The organism is Psychrobacter sp. JB193, assembly GCF_002285555.1.
GTDB lineage: Bacteria > Pseudomonadota > Gammaproteobacteria > Pseudomonadales > Moraxellaceae > Psychrobacter > Psychrobacter alimentarius.
Genome location: NZ_NRGY01000001.1, coordinates 917,899 through 940,276, shown reverse-complemented (window position 1 = coordinate 940,276; position 22,378 = coordinate 917,899). Strand labels below are relative to the sequence as shown.

The window sequence follows — 22,378 nt, the reverse complement described above, 5'->3', positions numbered from 1 at the left end:
ATGATTTGCGCTATTTATATTCGTTGGCTAAAAAATCTAAATAACGTTTCCAAGAACGTTCATCAGCACGCGCATCGTAACGATCACTTCCAAACACGCTAAAGGCGTGTGGCGCGCCGCTGTAGGTCACCATCTCATGAGGTACTTTGGCCGCTTCTAACGTTTTGCCCAAAGTAGCAAAACTCTCTAGCGAAACGGACTCATCGGCAGAGCCGTGGAATACTAAGATTTCTCCTGTGGTTTTATCATAGTTCTGTCCCGTTGGGATATCAAAAGCACCGTGGAAAGGCACGAAGGCTTTCTGCGGGAAGCCTGAACGAGCTAACTCTAAAGCAACCGTACCCCCAAAACAGTATCCCATGGTAACGCCTTCACGCACATCATTTCCTTGCAAGCGACCTGCATTCAACGCACCTTCTAGTATGCGGCGCATTTTACTGCGATCATCATATAGGGCACCCGTTAGGCGCTTATTTTCTTCAACGGACGTAGGGCGAATGCCTTGCCCAAACATATCTGCGGCGAGGACGTTATAGCCCTCATTCGCTAACATATCAGCGCGCTTACGCTCATAGTCTGTGAGGCCGTCCCAATCATGAATCAGTAAGATAAAAGGGGCATTGGGCTTGTCGGCTTTGGCGTAATAGCCTTCATAGGCTTGGTCATCGACGGTATAAGTAACGTTCTTGGTCGTGATGGCAGCTGCCGTCTGACTAAATGTCAATGCCATGACGCACATTGACGCACCTACTAGCAATGAGCGATAAGGTTTTTTGGATAAGATATTTGATGTTGGTAGCATAGTAGATAGCCTTATAGTTGTATGAGAAGGCGATAAAGAGATGGCTAAACACCATGCCACTATCATTTATCGATAATTTTGGAACGTCATAAAAGCATACCTTAAAGAATAACTACATTACAAGATTGGATTGTTAACGTTACTGCTCGTATTAAATATGGGGTTTGTAGAACTTTCTGAACGCATACTTTAACCAAACATCAACAAGGTTCACCATATACGCAACTTAGTTTTTGGGTAAGATAACCCGTATGCCTTTTATTCCTTTATATTTTTTATTTCTTTATATTATTTGATAATCGGTTATACAAACACACAGATAAATAATCGACAGATGAAGTCAGCATTATCTCAATGGATACTAAACCTGTGTAAGCACACTTTTAATGGTCTAAAAAAGACTATTTTACTCATTAGCTAGGATGTTTTATGAATAATAATATCGATCATACCGACCCAGCCAAAGACATGAATTCTGAACGTGGTAACGGTGGTGAAACCCATCAGCGCGCAGGCGACGATACTAAGGTATTGACAACGCAGCAAGGCGTGCCTATCTCTGACAATCAAAATTCTCTAAAAGCAGGTTCACGTGGACCTACGTTGTTAGAAGATTTTGTACTACGCGAAAAAATCAATCATTTTGACCACGAGCGTATCCCTGAGCGTATTGTTCATGCTCGCGGTAGTGCGGCGCATGGTTATTTTGAGCTGACCGAATCGTTAGAAGCGTATACGACAGCCAAAATTTTGACTGAAACTGGTAAACAGACGCCACTTTTTACGCGCTTCTCGACCGTTGCGGGTAATAAAGGCTCAAAAGATACACCACGCGATGTACGTGGATTTTCTGTCAAAGTATATACCGAAGAAGGTAACTGGGACATCGTTGGTAACAACATGCCAATCTTCTTTATTCAAGATGCGATTAAATTTCCAGATTTGATTCATGCGGTTAAGCCTGAGCCAGATCGCGGATTTCCGCAAGCGGCGTCTGCCCATGATACTTTTTGGGATTTTGTGTCTTTAAGCCCTGAAACCATGCACAACCTGATTTGGCTCATGAGTGATCGTGGTCTGCCACGTAGCCTACGCATGATGGAAGGTTTTGGTATTCACAGCTATCGTTTGATTGATAAAGACGGCAAGAGCACGTTCGTCCGTTTTCATTGGAAACCAGTACTGGGTGTACAATCGACCACATGGGATGAAGCAGTAAAAATCTCTGGCGCGGATCCTGATTATCATCGCCGCGACTTGTTTGAGTCCATTGATAACGAGATGTATCCTGAATGGGAATTTGGTGTTCAGTTATTTACGGAAGAAGAAGCAGATAACTTTCCATTCGATCACTTAGATGCGACCAAGCTTATTCCAGAAGAGCTAGTACCAGTAAAAATCATTGGTAAAATGGTCTTGAATCGCAATGTAGATAATTTCTTTGCAGAAACTGAGCAAGTGGCGTTCTGTCCATCGCACGTCGTACCTGGTATCGATTATAGTAACGATCCTTTACTACAAGGGCGTCTATTTAGTTATCTAGACACGCAATTGTCACGTTTAGGCTCACCAAACTTTGCCCAAATCCCAATTAATGCACCAAAATGCCCATTTGCGAACAATCAGCAAGATGGTCATATGCAAATGCAAGTGCCTAAAACGCGCGTGATGTATGAGCCACAAAGTCTTGATCCAACGCGTCCACGTGAAAGCGCCAAACGCGGATTTGCTTCATTCCAAGAACGCTTGGATGATGGCGTAAAAGGTCGCATCAGAGCAGAAAGCTTTGCTGATCACTATAGCCAGCCACGTATGTTCTATCGCAGCCAGACGGCGACAGGACAGGCACACATTGCTTCTGCCTATGCGTTTGAGCTAGGTAAAGTGGATACTGCGCATGTACGCACTCGTACGCTAAGCCATCTACGTCATATCGATGAAGATTTGGCCAATCGTGTGGCCACAGCACTTGGTATGGAACTTCCAGAGCCTGCTAATGCCGCCGCTCCTGTACAGGATTTAGAGACGTCTAAAGCCGTTCAAACCATTGGTATCACGCCTAAGAGTTTGGAAGGTCGTTTGGTCGGTATTTTAGTTGCTGAAGGTTCTAGCCATAGTGAAGTTGAAAAGTTTGAAAAAGCCGCCCGTGCAGCTGGTGCTAATGTCAAAATCGTTGCTCCTAATAAGGAAGTGACGTTAGATAACGGTACACGCATTCAAACGGATGAGCGTTTGGCTGGCGCGCCGTCAGTCATCTTTGATGCGATAGTAAGTATCATCATGCATCCACCCGCTAAAAAGCTGGCTAAAGACAGCGCAGCACTAGACTGGTTTAATGATGCTTATGCGCATTGCAAAGCGATTGCATACTGCCCTGCGACTGAAGAGCACATTTTGAGCAAACTGCCTATCGAAAAAGATGCGTTTGTAACGCCGCTCGACAATGTTGACGGTTTTATCGAAAATGCTAAAACTCGTCTGTGGGAGCGTGAGCCAAAGGTACGTGACCTTGCATAATTGAAGGCATAAGCTTTGAATATATAAAACATACTTTTGATATAAAAACCCAGCCTATGTGCTGGGTTTTTGCTTTTATACGAGCAGAGATCAATCCGTTATTAGATGGAAAGTTTAGTTTTTATAAGTTTTTATTTACGGTCGTCTCTTTTACTGATGGATATCTATAGTCACAAGCGTTCACTCAAAGTCGTTTTTTTTGAGTTGACGGACGTTATACTAAAGATCGTCTATAAAACTGAATAAAACCTCATAATGATAATTATAAAGGAGGTGAGGGATAGCAATGAGTTTATGCAAGATTGTACGTTTAGAAGGATATATTCAAAGTACCTACCTTGCGATATATCCAGACAAGATAATGCTGCTGGACGGTGGCTGCCGTGCTGATGTGCCAATGGTTCTCGATTATATTAAATTGACATTGAAACGACCGATCACGGATTTAAAAGTCGTCGTCGTCACACACATGCATCCTGATCATGCTGGTGGGGCAAATAAGTACCGAGAAAAAACGGGTTGCCTCATTGTTTCCTCTAACAAAAAGCATCAGTGGTATGGCGGCATTGGTGGACGTGCCATGCACTTTATAGATATAAATCTTGCGTATTATGTGGCTAAGCGTCAAGGGCGCTCATTTAAAAACTTATATTACCCAGCAAGCCTAAAACCAGACATCACTGTGAAAGATGAAGATTGCGTGCCAAGGTTTGAGGAATGGCAAGTACTAGAGACGCCAGGGCACACAGATAGAGATTTGTCTTTGTTCCATATGCCAAGTCGGCAAATATATACCGCTGATTTGATTATTAAGCTGCGTCACAAATTTGTGGCACCGTTTCCTATTTATGATCCTAAAGTCTATATTCAGTCATTGACCAGAGTCAAAGATTTAAAACCTTCCATGGTGATGATGGCACATGGGTGTGAGATGGCGATAGATGAGGATACTTTTGATAAGCTTATTGCTGGCGCGCCCAAACATCCTCGTACGATCAAAGACACGATCAAGCACAAACTACTATGGCGAAGAGATAGAGACCGTCATATTTTTAAACAAAATCGTAGGTAATAAAAAATGAAGTCAAAAAAAAGCCCCATGACGATATAGTCATAGGGCTCTCTAAATATGGTGGGCCGACCGCGACTCGAACGCGGGACCAATTGATTAAAAGTCAACTGCTCTACCAACTGAGCTATCGGCCCTGAGAAGCATTAAAAATTTAGCTTCGCAAGATAAATTTCCTTAGAGGCAAATTTATTAAAACTGGATATCTTAGCGATATCTTTTAAACTTAAACTCGTTAATCAACTACCGGATAGGGCAGAACAATTAATAAGTATCAAACTAAATATGGTGGGCCGACCGCGACTCGAACGCGGGACCAATTGATTAAAAGTCAACTGCTCTACCAACTGAGCTATCGGCCCTGAGAAGCATTAAAAATTTAGCTTCGCAAGATAAATTTCCTTAGAGGCAAATTTATTAAAACAAGACATCTAAAAAATGTCTCAAAACTTAATTCTTTATGTATTGAGCTGTCAATAATAAAAGAGGCATTAAGTTTCTTTCACCGTTTTGAGAATTTGTATCCCTAAACGTGAGAGCACATTATATATATAATTCTGACAATTACAACCCCACATCGTAAAAAAAGTGCAATTCTTGCGTAAAAAGGGCTATTTTTCTGGAATACTTATAAAAATGCCTGTTCTGATTGTCATTTTGAGAAAAAGTACGCTCTTGATTAACCATTAATCTCTAGATAATGCTTCAACAGGATCTAATTTTGCCGCATTACGTGCTGGTAAGAAGCCAAAAACCACGCCAATGAGCGTTGAGCAAACAAAAGCCGCAATGATGGAGGTCATTGAATAAATCACTTTGAAACTATCGCCACCCACACGGTTGATCAATTCGCCAATAGCAAAGGCCATTCCAATACCAATCAGTCCTCCTAAGACACAGACCAAAACGGCTTCGATCAGAAATTGCTGCATGATATCGCTTTGGCGTGCGCCAACGGCCATACGTACACCAATCTCATTGGTACGCTCGGTCACTGATACCAGCATGATATTCATGACGCCGATACCGCCGACCACTAATGAGATAATGGCAATGGAGGATATCAAGAGCGTCATGGCTGTCGTGGTAGACTCAATGGTTTGGCGAATAGAGTCTGAATTGCGTATGCGAAAATCATCCGTACCGTGGCGACTTTCCATCAACTGATAAATGGCAGACTCAGCGGCCGAAGAAGATATCTTGTCATCGATGAGTGCGACGAAACTTTCAATATTATCGCTACCTTTGATACGTGACATCATGGTGGTATAAGGCATATACAATGTCGGTGTGTCGACCTCGCCGCCGAACCCGCTGTTGTTGGGTTCAAGCACGCCAATCACTCGTCCTGGTACGCTACCAATCAATACCACTTCACCAATAGGATCCGCATCATTGGGGAAAAAAGTATTTTTGGCATTATTGTCAATAATGATGTCTTGCGTGCGACGTAGAATGCTTTGGCCATCAAAACCCTGACCTTGCGCCAATGTCTCACCACTGACGCTCAGATAATCTTGTCCAACACCGCTGATGCTGGCAGCTTCCTGTATGTTGCGATAGCGTACGTTCATATTGGCGTCAAGCTGAGGGCTGACACTAATGACGTAGGGCTGATCTTCGACGGCCTGAGCATCTTGCGGGGTCAAATTCTCATCGTTGTATTGTCGCCTTGGGTCACCATAAGGATACCCATCACGGACAGTGATCGTATTGGTACCAAGCGAGCTAATATTGGTCAGGATTTGTTCTTGTGAGCCTTTACCTAAGCCCACGACAGAGACCACTGAAGCAATACCAATAATAATACCTAGCATGGTGAGCAAGGTACGCATTTTATGGGCACGCATGGCCAACAGCGACATTTTGAATGCTTCGAGCAGCCGATCGATAAAGCTGCTAAAAACGCTCTTACGGTTGTTGTCTAATATAGGCGCGGGTTGAGTGGTCGTTGATTTATAGTGATCGTTTTTATAGTCCGCAATCACGTAACCATCTTTTAGCTCAATCACACGCTCAGCTTGTGCAGCGAGGCCTGGGTCATGAGTTACCATGATGATGGTATGACCTTGAGCGTTTAGGTCATATAAGATTTTCATCACATCTTCGCCAGACTTGCTATCAAGCGCGCCTGTAGGCTCATCGGCTAAGATGATATCGCCGCCATTCATGAGCGCCCGTGCGATCGACACACGTTGCTGCTGCCCACCTGAGAGCTGGTTAGGGCGGTTATTCACTTTTGCGCCCAAACCCAAATCTGCTAATAATTTTTCAGCGCGCTCGCTACGGGCTTGTCCATCCATACCAGCATATACCGCAGGGACAGATACGTTGTCTCGAGCACTGATATCGCCAAGCAAATGATAACGCTGAAAAATAAAACCAAAATGCTCGCGGCGTAGCTTAGCCAACTCATCAGCGTCTAAGCGACTGACTGATTGACCATAAATTTTATATTCACCAGCAGTCGCTTGATCTAAGCAGCCTAGGATATTCATCAGGGTTGACTTACCTGAACCCGACTGACCGATGATAGCAACCATTTCACCTTGGTTGATGGTCAGATCGATATCATGGAGCACACGAATGGTTTGTTCACCAGCTTTGAACTCTCTGATTAATCCTTTGACCTGCATCAATGGGTTATCTGCTGCGGTAGTAGGGCTGGACTCTCTGGTATTCATTTGCGATGCTGCCTATATCAATGCTGCTTATATAATTGCTCTTATCGAAAGCAATAAAATGCTTGGCGATGAAGATTGGTACCAAATGCTTGTCTAAGTATTAAAACCCTCTCATGCCTCTACCGCCTTGTTCCTTTTTTTGTCCTTCTTCGCCCAATATCACTTCATCACCTTGATTTAAACCGCTTAAAATCTGTACGCTAACGCGGTTGTTAATACCTGTTGTTACGGTTTGCTCGACTACTTGACCATCGGCTTTGAGTACGCGTACCATCGCCGTTTTTGCATTTGGATCTGTATTGGCGTCACGAGATTTATTGGTTTTACTGACAGGTTGTAGGGCAGCTGCTGGTATAAGAAGGGCGTCTTTTGCTTGATCGATGACAATATAAACCTGTGCTGTCATATCAATACGAAAACGTCGTTCAGTATTTGGCACTTCGATATAACCAACATAATAAATAGCAGAGTCGGTTGAACTGGTGTCACTGATGACTTCAGGAGCAGGTTCGACAGCCTTTAGGACAGAGTCGAATTTTTGATCCGGATTACCAATGATATTAAAATAAACAGGCATACTGGCATTGACGTTGATGACGTCAGCTTCTGATATTTGAGCATTGATTCGCACTGTAGACAAATCAGCCAATGTCACGATAGTGGGTGCAGTTTGGTTAGCGTTAACGGTCGTGCCTTGCTCTGTGGTAATCGATACGACGGTTCCTGACATAGGCGCACGGATGGTGGTATAGCTAAGATCTTCTTCAGCCGTATTGACGTTGGTCTGTGATTTGCGCAATGCCGCTTCTTGGCTGTTGATATTGGCCTCAGTCGTTGCAATCGCAGCTTTGGCAGTGTCGATGGCAGCAAGGGCATTGGCTACCGCAGCCTTGGCTGTCTCTACGCTGGTTGCTTGAGTGTCATACTCTTGCTGAGAAATCGCGTTAATGGCGACCAACGATTTTAAACGGGTAAAATCTGACTGCGCTTGCTTGAGCTCAGACTGACGGCTGGCAAGATCGGCATAAGCACTTTTTAGGCTGGCTTGTCTGCTCAAAGATTCGGCTTTGGCGCTTTGTATCGCGGCCACACTTTGTTCAAGACTGGCTTGCTCGTTACTTAGATTGTTCTTTTGCGTGACTTGATCGATTTGGGCAATCAAATCGCCTTGCTGTACCTCATCACCAACGTCAACATAAAGGCGTTTTACTTCACCTGAAACCTGAGCACCAACATCAACCGTGTTCAGGGCTTTGACTTTACCAGACGCCATGACATTGTTTTCAATGTCACCGATCTCAGCTGTCGCTGTTAAATAATTAGGCGTGGTTTCTTTTGGTTTTAAGAAATGATAAGCCAAGGCCGCGAGTGCTATGACAACTAAGGCGATAACCCCCCATTTAATAGCAGATTTTTTGCTCATTTTGCGCATAACAACAGTCCAATCACAATTAAATCAAATGTAGCTATAGTAGAGGCTTCATCAGCAAAAGGGAATGGGAATTAGTTTAAGAAAGGTTAAGGTAGCGTGAGACAAAGTAAGGATGCAGCAGCAAAACAGGCGTCGCACTAGATTTTAATAAGCCAATTACCGTAAGCATTAAGAAAATAATATTAGTATAGGCGGGGTTGCTAAGGGAGTGGTTGTACAAGAGAGTCAGTAGAAATTCAAAGATAGCGAGAGGAGTAAAATGGCAGTTATCGTTTTATAAACAAACGCTTTCCTGCCAGCTCAAGTGCAGCTTGCAATAGTAACTCCCATGCAGGCTGGCGAATAAGCCCTTTGATGGCTTGGTCACAACGATAAAGTAGGGCGGGCCACTCGGCAGTTTGTACTTTTGACTGCCTGCGACAAGCTTGTTGATACAATCCTTGTTTGCTACGCCAAATGCCAAGCGCTTGCGGGTCTTGTCCATCCATCAATTGTATGACTTGACGCATGTCTTTACTGATTGCCCATAATACCAAGGTCGTTGGCTCATCTGTGGCTCTAAGCTGAAACATAATCTTTGCCACTTGGGCGCTGTTGCCCATCAGCATGGCGTCTGATAAATCAAACACGCTAAATTGGGCATCACTGACCAAGGCTGCTTGCAAGTCATTAATGTCCAGCGCCACACTATTATCAGGCTGGTTCAATGTACGACTTGTTTGCAAAGCATCTTTATTTTGACTGACAAGTTGCGGCGCAAATAAATAGGACAGTCGCCATAAGGTTTGATAAGCGCTCAACAGATGATGCTCAGTATGGGACATAAGTAGCTGCCACGCTTCTTGTGACAAGCGTAATCCAAATTGCTGGGCTTGTATTTGTAATAACTGTTGTCGTTGCTGCTCGTTGTATAAATTACAGTCAATCACGTGACCATATTGAGCAAATGGCGCAAACCACTTGCTACTCTGACTGCGCTTGTCTTGCTTTGGCGTTAGCCATAACACGCTATGAGTATGTGCGCCTGTTTGTGCTTCTTGGGCAAAACGTTCTAACGCCTCAATCACACCTTTGTCTGGTTTATGATTGCCGGTCACGATTAATGCGCTGGCATCATCAAATAGAGATTGACTGCCAAGCTCTGATAATACCTCTTGCCAACTCTTGACTGATATCAGCTCGATACGTTTGACGGCGTAGTTTTGCGCTCGCCAGTGTGGACGTAATGCATCAATAAGCCATTGACTCAACAGCGGCTCATCTCCATGAGCCAGCCACAAGCCTGCTACCACAACAGAAGATTGCAGTAGTTTTGGATAGGCTTGTATAAAGGTATCTTGCATAAATTAGAGAGACGCAGGTTGATAAAAATAAACGTGAAACATTAATTAGAGAGACGCAGGTTGATAAAAATAAACGTGAAACATTAAGAATCTGGTATTACAACAGTTGTCGAACCTACGTTATCACTAACGGGTATCGGTTTGCTAGCACCGTTCGAAGTCACTTTGGGTAAGGAGATAGCGACATACTGATCCGTGATGCGGCGCGCTAAACTATCATAGAGCCAATCACGAATCTGATCACCCTGTAGATCGTCTGTACTGACCGAGGCTTCATTATACTGATAGCTACGTTCGACTTGAATCGGGTTGGTTAAGGTGACGGGTTTGCCATTTTCAGTCGTTTGGTAAGTCACATTGGCTGACAATACCAAGCGTATTTCTGTCAAAACACCCACCAGCTCATAACGTTTAAAACGGACGTTACTGATATTGATGGCAGCAATTGGATCAGCACTGATGTTCTTATTATTCGCCGCCACATCAGAGACAGTCATGTTATCGATAACATCGACACCTAATGTTTCTAGACGGCTTGTTAAAGGTAATTTGAGAGGAAACGAGATTCTGTTATCCTCAATAATCACTGCTGTTTTGGCTGCATCAAACAACATCGGAGAATCATACCCACGAAGCTGAAAACCGCAGCCACTAAGCCCTGCGGTTGCACCAACGACAGTAAACATAGGCAAGGCAGCAAATAGAGCGGCTGCTAGTTTCTGTCTGCTTGATGATTTGGCAAGATTGGCGGGTTTGCTCAATTTGATATGAGGTGACTGCCCAGCTCTCTGCTTATACCACATAATCGCTATCCTTAAATGTTAAGAAGGCTTAGAGAGCCAAGACTAAAATACTCAGCTCAATGCACTTATTTTAAAGTACTTATTAATCAAAGTACTTCTCAATTAGAGTACTTAGCCTGCAACCACGATATTTACCAATTTATTAGGAACGACGATTTCTTTTTTGATGTCGCCCGTAATGAATTTTGCCACACTTTCCATTGTACGTGCTTGTACTTTTAGTTGCTCAGGATCGCTGTTCGGTGCCACATCCATCTTACCGCGCATCTTACCATTGACCTGTACCACCATCGTAATTGTATCTTGTACGAGCGCACTTTCATCAACAGCTGGGTAAGTTAGGGCGCTACTCTCAAGACCAAGCGCTTCAAGTAAATGCTCGCCCACGTGCGGCGCATAGACAGATAACATAGTTAGCAAATCAACCAAGGCTTCGTGTTGTACTCGCAAGTCTTGCTCACTACTGGCCTTGAAACTTGCAAGCTCATTAGAAAGCTCCATCAAGCTAGACACTGGCGTATTCAATGCCAAACGATCGCCCAAATCATTATCAATCTTGGCAATGGTCTCATGTGTTTTACGGCGCAAGTTTTTGGCTTCTTTGCTCAAATCGTCTGTATTCAAGGCGTTATTGTTTAGCGCATCAAGGCTTAAGTTTGCATCAGCAAGTGCTTGCATGTGTTCAGTTGCAATGCGCCACATTTTTTTCACAAAGTTGTAAGGGCCTTTTAACGCGTCATCTGACCATTCAAGCGTTTGGTCAGCAGGTGCGGTAAATAACGTGTACAAGCGTACTGTGTCAGCGCCATATTTATCGATGGTAAGCTGTGGATCAACACCGTTGTTTTTTGATTTAGACATTTTCTCAATTTTGCCAATCGTCACAGGCTGTCCATCTGCTTTTAATAACGCTTTAATGGGTTGTCCGCGCTCATCGAATTCAATGTCGATGTCTTCTGCAAAATAGTACGTCGTACTACCATCCGCATTGACACGATAGAACGTACCAGCGAGCACCATACCTTGGGTCATCAAGTTTGCAAACGGCTCATTGCCTGATACTAAGTTTTCATCACGCATTAGCTTGTGAAAGAAACGCGCATAAAGCAGGTGCATGACGGCATGTTCTACGCCGCCGATATATTGATCGACAGGCAGCCATTTGTTGGCGGCAGATTTGTTGACCATGTTTTGCGCGTCGTTCGGACTGGCAAAGCGGGCATAGTACCAGCTTGACTCGACAAAGGTATCAAAGGTATCGGTTTCGCGCTCAGCAGGGTTGCCACATTTTGGGCAAGTCGTGTTTACAAACTCTGGGATATTTTTGAGCGGGTTACCACGGCCATCAGGAACGACATCCGTTGGCAATACAACGGGCAAATCTTGCTCTTCGACAGGAACTGTACCACAATGCTCACAGTTGACCATTGGGATAGGGCAGCCCCAATAACGCTGGCGCGATACGCCCCAATCACGCAGACGATATTGGATTTTTTTCTTAGCCAAGTCTTGTGGTTCAAGTTTGGCTAGCATTGCGTCGAACGCCTGCTCAAAATCTAACCCGTCGAATTCACCTGAGTTAACCAAGGTATTACGTTCAGTATAAGCAAGATTGGCCGCAGTATCATCTGCCTTTGCCTCGGCTTCTATCTCATCAAAATAACCGTTTGGAATATCGATCACTTGTTTAATAGGTAAGTTGTATTTGGTTGCAAACTCATAATCACGTTCGTCATGAGCAGGTACCGCCATAACCGCGCCTGAGCCATAACTCATCAACACATAGTTGGCCACCCAAACTGGCACTTCTTCACCAGTCAAAGGATGCGTGACCGTAAGACCTGTATCCATACCGATTTTCTCGGCTTTGGCAAGATCCGCTTCAGCCACTGAACCTTTTTTGCATAAGGCACAGAACTGCGCGATTGTGTCATCTTTTTCAGAAGCGTACTGTGCAAGCGGATGCTCTGCTGCGACGGCCACATAAGTCACACCCATCAAAGTATCAGGACGAGTGGTGAAGACGTCTAATGTGTTTTCTTGGCCAGCAAGCTCATAAGGGAAGTGTACTTCCATACCTGAACTACGACCAATCCAGTTACGCTGCATGGTCAATACTTCAGACGGCCAATGACCCTCTAGTTGATCCAAATCATCCAACAGCTCATCAGCATAATCGGTGATATTGAAATAATACATAGGAATGTCGCGTTTTTCGACTGGCGCACCACTACGCCAGCCTTTACCATCAATGACTTGCTCGTTTGCTAACACGGTATTATCAACCGGATCCCAGTTAACAGTAGAAAGCTTTTTATAGACCAAGCCTTTTTTGTACAACTGTAAAAACAACCACTGCTCCCACTGATAATACTCAGGGCTACAGGTAGCAAATTCACGTGACCAGTCGATCGATAAGCCGAGTAATTTTAGCTGCGCGCGCATGTTATCAATATTGGCAAACGTCCATGCCGCAGGCGGGGTCTGATTGGCAATCGCCGCGTTTTCTGCTGGCAAACCAAAACCATCCCAACCCATTGGCTGCATGACTTCATAGCCTTTGAGGCGGTAATAACGGCTTAACACATCAGAGATGGTATAGTTACGTACGTGGCCCATGTGCAGCTTGCCGCTTGGGTACGGGAACATCGACAGCATGTAACGACTTGGCTTATCGCTTGGCTCATTGCCCACTTCATAGCGCTTATCATTTGCCCATTTAGCCTGCTGCGCGGCTTCGATCAGTTGTGGCTGATACTGGGTGCTGTTATTAGAAGTGTCATTTGCGCTGATAGGGCTGTTGTTAGTATTAGATTGGTCTGCTGTCACGGCATTGCTCATAGTCGGCTCGGAATTGGTTAATACTGATAAAAATAGGTGGAATTTGACAATGCCATAGCATAGCGTAATTTGGCAAAAATTGCGACGATATGATGTATTTGCTTATCAGGTTCACAGCTAAACATGCGATAGCAGAGACCTTATGTCTACCTGTGGTCAGTCTTAGGTATAATGAAGAGGCATTCTTATAAATAATAGTATTGATTTGGAGTAAATATGACCATCACCATTTACGGTATAAAGTCTTGTAGCACGATGAAAAAAGCATTTAAAAAGCTGGATGAACTAGGCGTCAGCTATGAGTTTCATGACTATAAAAAACAAGGTATCGATAAAGAAACGGTACAGCGCTGGGTTAATGAGCTTGGTATTGATAAAGTACTGAATAAGCGCGGTACGACGTGGCGTAAACTGGATGACCATCAAAAGCAAGCGGCTGACACCAGCGTAGACAATGCCATTGAGCTACTGGTTGAAAACACCAGTATGATTAAGCGTCCCATAGTAGAAGGTTCGCTCGAGGATAAAAATGAGCCAATACTTTTATGCGGTTATGATGAAGCAGTATTCGATACCAGTTTTCGTTAATAAAATTTTCATAAATAAGCTATGCCTTTTGCTCATTATAACTTATGCTACTTTTAATAGAATTATGTTCAGTAGTTAAGTGTGTTCAATGACGAGGATAAGACGATGAAAAAATTGTTAATAGTAGCGGCTTTGGCAGTCGCACCTTTAATGGTGACTAGTGTGCAGGCAGCTGATTCATCCACTAAGATAACTTTTGCAAAAGACAGTTATTGCGGTAGCTTTACTGGCAATATCAGGGATGGGAAAGTGTTTCGTTTGTGGCTCATGCCAGATCAGAACTTAATCATTCGTAATGTGGGCGACGATCAAATCAATGTCGCTTATGTGACAGGGCCCAATGGGCGCTTGAGTGGTGATCGCTATGATAAGGAAAACTCTTATTTTATTCAGCGTAAAGGCAATCATCATATGAAAGTATATGGCAACAGCAGCCATAGTGCTGTTGAGTTCTGTGCTTATTGAGTGATTTTTGATAAGTCCATTTTAGCAAACAAAAAAGGCCCAAGCGGGACATTCAAGCTTGGGCTTTTTCATATCAATTATTGCAAAAACTTCCTAACTCTGTGAGGTCTCTATCTCACGACTGATGAGCGTACCCACACCCTCATTGGTGAAAATCTCAAGCAAGGTAGCATGTGGCACGCGACCATCAACGATAACTGCACTTTTGACACCACTGCGTACGGCATCAAGCGCACATTGAATCTTAGGAATCATGCCACCTGAAATCGTACCATCTTCGATTAAAGCATCGACTTTTTTGGGTGTGAGTCCAGTCACTACTTCGCCATCACGGCCGAGTACGCCTTTAATATTGGTGAGGAGCATCAGCTTCTCTGCTTGTAGAAACTCAGCCACTTTACCTGCGACCAAATCAGCATTGATATTGTAAGTATTGCCTTCTTTATCAACGCCAAGCGGGGCGATAACGGGGATAAAGTCAGAAGCAATGAGCATATTGATCACGTCTTTATTGACACTCACAACGTCACCGACAAACCCTAAATCTATTGGTACGGCAATACCGTCGTTACCGATTTTTTCCATCATAAGTTTTTTTGCTTGAATCAAATTCGCATCTTTGCCGGTCAAACCAATGGCACGACCACCATGTTTGTTGATTAAGCTGACGATAGACTTGTTGACACTACCGCCCAACACCATCTCAACGATATCCATAGTGCTCTTATCTGTAACACGCATGCCATCGATACGGTCAGACTGACGTCCCAGCTCTTTTAATAAGTTGTCAACTTGTGGACCACCACCATGCACGACGACAGGATGTATACCAACCGTTTTTAGCAAGACGATATCACGGGCAAATGAGCTTTCAAGTTCAGGGTCAGTCATGGCATTGCCACCGTATTTGACCACGATGAGTTTATCAACAAAGCGCTGAATATAAGGTAGTGCTGTGGTTAACACCTCTGCAGTGTTTTTGGCATCATCTAAATTAAGCGTCATTACAAGCTCCTCAAGAAGGGTTTTAATGGGGGATATTGTCAGCGTTATTCTTTTATCTTGGCTGTTATATCGTTAATTCTAAATTGTATGTATTTTATATTGGATTGACGATATAGTCAGTTCAACATAAAAAAGATGTGCTTATTTTCTAGCAAATCCACTGTATACGGTGCAAAGCATCTCTACTCGGCTGGCATAGCAGAAATCTGCTCTGCCAGATTTTGATCAAATGGGCGACACAGTGCCGCAAATTTTGCCTGAATGTCTTTCAAATCAGCCAACGTATTGCCAGCGAAGCGTGCCGTCAAATTATGACTGGTATTTGATTGGCGCAGTACGCCAAAACCGTGTGCAAAATCTAAACGTACGCCATCGATGCAGCTCAGCTTTGTGCCTACTGGTAGTAAATGCCGCGCTTGTTCAAGCGTTACGTGATGCTTGTCTGTTGAACATTCACACAGTGACGACGGACACGTATCTAACTGGTAATGACCAAAATCGCTCTCGGTCGTGGTCGCCACAAGTTTGCGTAAATAATGACAAAGTCTCGCCAACTGCTCTACAACAGGGCATTCTTGGTCAGCAGTGTTGGGCATTGGCAAGTAATGATCTGCTGTACTGACTATGGCTGGCAAGCATTGAGTGATGTTGGTCAAAGCATGTTTGCTATCAATGGCTGATAACCAATGCAGTAAACGTAAAGCGGCGTACATGGCGTCATCATAAATAATAAAATGGCTGTCGTTAAATATAAAGTGACCGGACAACTCACCTGCAAAAATAATGGGGCTATTGGCAGATTGCATGCGTTGACGCATAAAACTACTGCCTGTTTTGCTGAGTACAGGTGTCGAGCCAAGCTTGGATAATAAGGTCGGTAGATGATGAGAGCACTTGATATCAAATAAGATTTGCGGTGTGGATAGTGAGTCTATTAGCGATTTTGGGCGTTCAGCCAGTGCAACCTGTGCCAATAAATAGAGCAGATGGTCAGAGCTGACAACGTTACCGTTATTATCGACCATCATCAGGCGGTCGCCATCGCCATCGAACGCCATACCTAAGTCCGCGTGATGGACAATTACGTTCTGCTGTAACTGTAGCAGACGATAAGGCTCAGTCGGGTCAGGATTGCCAGTAGGGAACCTGCCATCTGGTGTGTCATTGAGCATGATGACTTGTCGGCAAAATCGCTCAAATAAGCGCTGCGCAATCGTGCTGGTTGCGCCATGCATACAGTCAATCACAACCACCAAATCAAGTTTATTAGACAAGCGGTGGTCAGTTTGTTTATCAGAGGGATAAATCTTTGCAAAGACTTGAGTAATGGCGGTCATGTAAGCTGTAGCAACATGCTCGCTGGTCAAATCGAGGGGTTTCTGACTGATGGCTGAATCTATTGTCTGTAACGGTACGTATTGATCTGGACGGTCTGCTTGAATACGGAGGCGACTTTTTGTTTCGTTGATAATGAGCTGCTGATAAAGAGATTGAATTTGTCTGCTATCAGGAGATTTATGGTCTACTAGCCATTTAATACCTAAAATGTCTTTGGCAGAATGACTGGCTGTCACAACAATCCCATGACCCTGATATTGCTGCGCCCAAAAAGCCATCATGGGGGTGGTGATCAATCCAAGCTGAATAACTTGTATGCCATGTTGAGTCAAGATGTCCGACAGTCCTTGAGCAATACGGTCGCTACCACAGCGCACATCATAGCCCATCACGATAATAGTGTGTTTAGAGTGCGTGTTTTTTTGGTCGTTAAAGGTAGTTGTATAGAGAGTAGCAAAAGCCCTGCCTAACGCTTCTATGAAATGAGGCGTAAAAAGCTTGTATGATCCGCGAATATCGTACGCACGAAATAAGGATTGCTGCGCAGCAAAAGATGACATTGCTTACTCTCCTTATCGGCGTAATCTGTATTGTTGTAGCGGATTATTGTAAATCATCATTGTGAGCCAATAGGTCTGCCAGCGATAATGGTAAAGACCTCAGTGATACTACTGAGTCGACGTGAATATTAGCACTTTACGATGAGTCATCACTGTTTAATCTGGTAAATTGTCAGGCTAATATCATTGATGACGACTGACAATTACTGACGACCAGAATGACCGAAACCACCTGCACCGCGTGCGCTCTCGTCACTAAATTCTGTGACCACCTCAAACTCAGGACGGGCAACGGGTACGACCACATACTGCGCCATACGTTCTGCTGGATTGAGAATAAAGTCTTCTTGACTGCGATTCCAAATACTGACCATCAGTTCGCCTTGATAATCGGCATCAATCAGCCCAACCAGATTGCCTAAGACGATACCATGTTTATGACCCAAACCTGAGCGCGGTAAAATCATGCCTGCATAGTTAGGATCTTGGATATAAACAGCAAGACCTGTTCCTATTAAGTGCGTGGCACCTGCCTTAATGGTTAAAGGCTCATCAATGCAAGCACGCAAATCAATACCGGCACTACCATCAGTGGCGCGAGTGGGTAGAGAAAAGGCCTCATCTTCAATGACTTTAGGATTTACCACTTTAACTTGGACAGCTTGCATAACGCACTCTCTTAACGATTTAATGGTTTTATAAATAAAATAAAATAAAATAAAATAAAATAAGGATCTTGACGTTTCAAATTTTTATTAAAGTATCAGTACACTGGCTAAGCCCAAAAATGACATAAAGCCAATAATATCGGTAACCGTCGTCAAGATAACGGAAGCAGATAGGGCAGGGTCGATATTCATACGTTTTAATAACAACGGAATACTGATGCCTGAGACATTAGCAACTGTCATATTAATTGCAATAGCAAAACCGATCACCGCACTAATTTTAGCATCATGGAACCATAATTGTGCAATAAATGCCATGATTATCGCCCATATGATACCGTTTATCGCGCCAACCCACAGCTCTTTGTTGAGTAGCCATAAACGGTTAGACCCACCTATTTGACCCATGGCCATACCGCGAATCACGACAGTAAGCGTCTGTGAGCCTGCGATACCGCCCATGCTGGCAACCACAGGCATAAGAATGGCAAGCGCGACCACCTCTGCTAGTACGGCCTCAAACTGACCAATCACTGCTGCGGCCAGTAATGCCGTCCCCAAGTTAATACCCAGCCAAATGCTACGACTTTTTGCGCTAGTCAAAATCGGCGCAAACAGCTCTTCGTCTTGACTAACACCAGCAAGATTTTTCATGGTGCTATCGACATCATCTTGGATAATCTCCATGATGTCTTCACCATTCAATTGACCAACCAGCTCACCATGACTGTTAATGACAGGGGCAAAACGAATGTCTTCTGAACGAAAAATCGCGGCGGCATCCTGAATGTCTAAGCGATCATTAATCGTGATGGCAGGATCAATCAGCTCTGAAACCAAAGTGTTTTGATCGTGTTTAATCAGATCGACCAAACTGAGCAGTCCAAGTAACTGTTGGCTTTGATCGACCACCAACAGCTCTTGGCTTTCATCGTCGAGCAACTCATCGTTTTCTCGTAGCCAATTTTGTACTTCAAACAAACTCACATCTTCTCTGACCTGAATCAGGTCAGGGTCCATATAGCTACCCACTTCCCAGTCTTCATAAGTGTCGAGCTTGTTGACCTGTATACGGATGTCTTCGTCTAAGGTGGCCATGACCGAGGTACGAACGCTCTCAGTGACCGTATCTAAAATCTCGGAGATGTCTTGTGCATCAAGGTCTTGAGTAAATAAGGAGATCTCTTTTGATGAAATATTTTCCATCAATGGCTGGCGTGTATCAAAATCCAGCTCAGCCAGTACTTCACCTTTAAGATGCTCAGGTACTTGCGCCCAAATCAGTAGGCGGTTTTGGGGAGGGAAAGATTCTAATAAGCTAGCGATTTCATATTCTGACTGCTTTTCTAAAAACTCAGTAATGGCATCGTAGGCCTTGTCAGCAACCAAACCCTGCAAGTAGAGGAGCTTATATTCAGCACTGTATTCTGCCGGATTGTAATCTCCTTGTAGCGTCGAGGGGCGTTCCTGATCAGGCATAGGGGTAGACATAAGGGTTCCCGTATTTTTAGAAAATGAAAATAAGTACAAAAATAAAAATCAGTATTGAAAAAATTCGCTACTGATTTTTCTATTAAATAGTGCGTATTTGATAAAGCTTGGACTAGCGTTTGCCAAGTAGTGCTCGAATATTGGCCAAATATTCATCGGCTACTTTTGCTGGATCTTTGGTCGCTTGTTTCTTTTTGGCTTTGGCAGGCCAGTCGATATGATCTTCTGGCAGCTCCTCTAAAAATCGTGACTCTGAGGTGACACGCATCTGACCACCAGCTCGGCGCTGAGTGGCTAAAGTCAGGGTTAGCTCGCGGCGAGCACGGGTGATACCGACATACATAAGACGACGCTCTTCTTCGATCGTCTCGCTCAAAATAGAGTTACGGTGTGGCAGCATCTCTTCTTCAAGTCCCATGATGTAAACGTAATCAAACTCCAAACCTTTTGCCGCATGCAACGTCATCAGATTGACTTTATTGGTATTCTCTTCTTCTTGTTGCTGCTCTAGCATATCCAGCAAGACCAGCTTACGAATGATGGTGTCAATCGTTCGGTCTTCGTCCTCTTCTGCACGATTGATCAATGACTGAATACTGGTGTACAGCATATCGATATTATCAATACGGTTTTTTTCTTGCTGCGGCGTTTTTGCATCGCTACGGACAAAATCAATATAACCTGTCTCATCGATCATTTGACGGACGATAGGGACGGGGTCAGGATGTTGATCAAGCTCACGCGTATAGTGCTCGATAAACTCACCAAACTCTTTGATTGTGCCATACGCTTTTGATGGCAACACATGTGCCAAACCAGCATGGGTACAAGAAGCCAGTAGCGATATACTATGCTCTTGCGAAAACAAGCCAAGCTTTTCTAGCGTTGCTGGGCCCATACCACGCTTGGGAGTATTGATAATACGCAAAAACGCACTGTCATCTTCGGGATTCAAAATTAGACGCAAGTAACCCATGATATCTTTGATTTCACTACGCGCAAAGAACGACTGACCACCCGATAATTTATAAGGCACTTGGAGTTGGCGCAATTGTGCCTCTAGCATACGCGCTTGAAAGTTGCTACGATAAAGAACGGCATATTGCTCCCATTCGTTGCCAAAACGCAGTTTGTGAGTGACGATTTCTTTGGCAACGCGCTCAGATTCATCATCGTCATTGCGGCAGTTAATGATGCGGATTTTTTCGCCTTGTCCTTTGTCTGACCACAGCTTTTTCTCAAATAAATGCTCATTATTAAGAATGACCGCATTTGCAGAGGTCAAAATACGCGTGGTTGAGCGATAGTTCTGCTCAAGCATGACGATTTTTAGTTTAGGAAAGTCTTCTTTTAGCAATGCCATATTTTCAGGTTTGGCACCGCGCCACGCATAGATAGATTGGTCGTCATCGCCCACAACCGTAAACCGACCTTGTGGCCCCACCAAGTATTTAATCATTTCATACTGAGCAGTATTGGTATCTTGATACTCATCGACCAGCAGATAGCGGATGCGATTTTGCCATTTGTCTCGCAGCTCTCTATTTTCTCGTAGGATTTTTGTTGGTAATACAATCAAGTCATCAAAATCGACCGCATTGTAAGCGCGCAGATTACGCTCATATAAAGCATATAGCGTCGCAAAAATCATATCTTCTGGGTCGTCTAACGTTTCCATCGCCTTATCTGGTTCAATCAAATCGTTTTTCCAATCAGAAATCATCTTGATCGCTTTACCAACTAACTCACGACTTTCAGCGCCACTTAAGTTGTCGCGCATCATCAGCTCCATCAGCAAACGCTTACTGTCATCGCTGTCCATGATAGAGAAGTTGCCCTTTAGCGGGGTATGAATAAGCTCGTAGCGTAAGAACTGTAGACCAAATTGGTGAAAAGTAGAGACCGTCAAACCGCGCATCTTTTCGCTTGGCAACAATTTGCTGACACGGGCTTTCATCTCACGTGCTGCTTTATTGGTAAAAGTCACCGCCGTGATGCGCTCAGCTGGCATGTTGCATTCTTCGATAAGGTAGGCAATCTTGCGCGTAATAACAGACGTCTTACCGGAGCCTGCCCCTGCTAATACCAGCAATGGACCGGAGACGTAGAGCATGGCTTCTTGTTGTTTGGGATTCAGTTGACTCATAACGTGACCTGTAAGACAAAGACTAAAAAGGATGGAGCGGAGAGCATCGTTTCAAAATGTAAAGATAAATATCGCGCATCTCATTAAAATTGGCATTGGGATGACAGATTAATAAAAAATCTTATAGTAAAAGCAGCAGAAATTTTTGCTCAATAATATTTTTATAGTCATAAGATATTGAATTTAGGTGGGCTATTATAAAGCAAAAACCATAACTTTAGGGCACCAGTTGCGTACGGATATCAGGAGATTGGACAATAGATCAAGGTCTTATGAAGCGATGATATGAGCGACGAGTTAAAAGCATGGATTTGGGGTTAATATAAGGTAACGTCTATATCATAATCTATATGCAAAAAAATACAGTTTTTTTGCATATAAAGTGACCGTTCAATACAGTTAAAAACTAGCTTTTAAGTGCCAAAATGCGTATAGTACGTAAATAATTTATGCCAGTTGTCACGTCATTATTAACCACGTGTAATGAGCTATTAAATCAATTAAATAAACTATCGGATATGATATTGATTTAATACGTTGATCTTACGTTGTTATGAGATGCGTTAGACGACCAGCCATTTATCCGTGTGCGTACCGGAATATGTCTAGTTGGTCACGTCTGACAT

Annotated in this window: 15 protein-coding genes and 2 tRNA genes; 4 read left to right on the top strand and 13 right to left on the bottom strand. The window is 43.8% G+C overall.

Going from position 1 to position 22,378, the window contains the following annotated elements; genetic code table 11:
- Positions 1-10: 10 nt before the first annotated feature.
- Positions 11-802, bottom strand: a complete 792-nt coding sequence (locus CIK80_RS03985) for a dienelactone hydrolase family protein (RefSeq protein ID WP_095568957.1) — start codon at positions 800-802, stop codon at positions 11-13.
- Between the two features lie 429 nt (positions 803-1,231).
- On the opposite strand from CIK80_RS03985, the gene CIK80_RS03980 reads away from it, so the two are divergent.
- Together CIK80_RS03980 and CIK80_RS03975 are read left to right on the top strand one after the other, a co-directional pair.
- Positions 1,232-3,319: a catalase gene (locus CIK80_RS03980; protein ID WP_095568956.1), complete on the top strand. Its 2,088-nt coding sequence runs from the start codon at positions 1,232-1,234 to the stop codon at positions 3,317-3,319.
- A 286-nt stretch (positions 3,320-3,605) separates the two neighbouring features.
- Positions 3,606-4,391 carry an MBL fold metallo-hydrolase gene (locus CIK80_RS03975; RefSeq protein WP_095568955.1) on the top strand — a complete coding sequence of 262 codons (786 nt, stop codon included), beginning with the start codon at positions 3,606-3,608 and terminating at the stop codon, positions 4,389-4,391.
- Positions 4,392-4,449: 58 nt separating this feature from the next.
- Here the strand turns inward: CIK80_RS03975 and CIK80_RS03970 are convergent.
- The 7 genes from CIK80_RS03970 to leuS all read right to left on the bottom strand — a co-directional run bounded on the left by CIK80_RS03970 (position 4,450) and on the right by leuS (position 13,491).
- Positions 4,450-4,525 (bottom strand) — tRNA-Lys (locus CIK80_RS03970).
- A gap of 149 nt (positions 4,526-4,674) precedes the next feature.
- A tRNA-Lys gene (locus tag CIK80_RS03965) sits at positions 4,675-4,750 on the bottom strand.
- 324 nt (positions 4,751-5,074) lie between these two features.
- Positions 5,075-7,072 carry a MacB family efflux pump subunit gene (locus CIK80_RS03960; RefSeq protein WP_095568954.1) on the bottom strand — a complete coding sequence of 666 codons (1,998 nt, stop codon included), beginning with the start codon at positions 7,070-7,072 and terminating at the stop codon, positions 5,075-5,077.
- Between the two features lie 100 nt (positions 7,073-7,172).
- On the bottom strand, positions 7,173-8,504 hold the full coding sequence (locus CIK80_RS03955) for an efflux RND transporter periplasmic adaptor subunit (RefSeq protein ID WP_095568953.1): 1,332 nt from the start codon (positions 8,502-8,504) through the stop codon (positions 7,173-7,175).
- A gap of 266 nt (positions 8,505-8,770) precedes the next feature.
- Positions 8,771-9,847 (bottom strand): DNA polymerase III subunit delta, encoded by a 1,077-nt coding sequence (gene holA / locus CIK80_RS03950; protein ID WP_095568952.1) that lies wholly within the window; start codon positions 9,845-9,847, stop codon positions 8,771-8,773.
- Positions 9,848-9,930: 83 nt separating this feature from the next.
- The gene (locus tag CIK80_RS03945) at positions 9,931-10,650 is read right to left on the bottom strand and encodes a hypothetical protein (RefSeq protein ID WP_095568951.1); all 720 of its coding nucleotides are present in this window, start codon (positions 10,648-10,650) and stop codon (positions 9,931-9,933) included.
- 111 nt (positions 10,651-10,761) lie between these two features.
- On the bottom strand, positions 10,762-13,491 hold the full coding sequence (leuS, locus tag CIK80_RS03940) for a leucine--tRNA ligase (RefSeq protein WP_095568950.1): 2,730 nt from the start codon (positions 13,489-13,491) through the stop codon (positions 10,762-10,764).
- Positions 13,492-13,707: 216 nt separating this feature from the next.
- Here leuS and CIK80_RS03935 point away from each other — a divergent pair, with 216 nt between their 5' ends.
- Complete coding sequence (locus tag CIK80_RS03935; protein ID WP_095568949.1) at positions 13,708-14,079, top strand: arsenate reductase; 372 nt, start codon at positions 13,708-13,710, stop codon at positions 14,077-14,079.
- A 105-nt stretch (positions 14,080-14,184) separates the two neighbouring features.
- Entirely contained in the window at positions 14,185-14,544 is a 360-nt protein-coding gene (locus CIK80_RS03930; protein ID WP_062844002.1) for a hypothetical protein, read from the top strand.
- 93 nt (positions 14,545-14,637) lie between these two features.
- On the opposite strand, the gene argB is transcribed toward CIK80_RS03930, so the two are convergent.
- The 5 genes from argB to CIK80_RS03905 form a co-directional block, all read right to left on the bottom strand.
- Complete coding sequence (argB, locus tag CIK80_RS03925) at positions 14,638-15,549, bottom strand: acetylglutamate kinase (protein WP_095568948.1); 912 nt, start codon at positions 15,547-15,549, stop codon at positions 14,638-14,640.
- 182 nt (positions 15,550-15,731) lie between these two features.
- A complete protein-coding gene (locus tag CIK80_RS03920) occupies positions 15,732-17,447 on the bottom strand; it encodes a phosphomannomutase (protein ID WP_095568947.1) in 1,716 nt (571 codons plus the stop codon).
- 203 nt (positions 17,448-17,650) lie between these two features.
- On the bottom strand, positions 17,651-18,115 hold the full coding sequence (gene dut / locus CIK80_RS03915; protein ID WP_095568946.1) for a dUTP diphosphatase: 465 nt from the start codon (positions 18,113-18,115) through the stop codon (positions 17,651-17,653).
- An 87-nt stretch (positions 18,116-18,202) separates the two neighbouring features.
- Complete coding sequence (gene mgtE / locus CIK80_RS03910) at positions 18,203-19,606, bottom strand: magnesium transporter (protein ID WP_084387244.1); 1,404 nt, start codon at positions 19,604-19,606, stop codon at positions 18,203-18,205.
- 112 nt (positions 19,607-19,718) lie between these two features.
- Complete coding sequence (locus tag CIK80_RS03905) at positions 19,719-21,752, bottom strand: UvrD-helicase domain-containing protein (protein WP_062844006.1); 2,034 nt, start codon at positions 21,750-21,752, stop codon at positions 19,719-19,721.
- Positions 21,753-22,378: the final 626 nt, after the last annotated feature.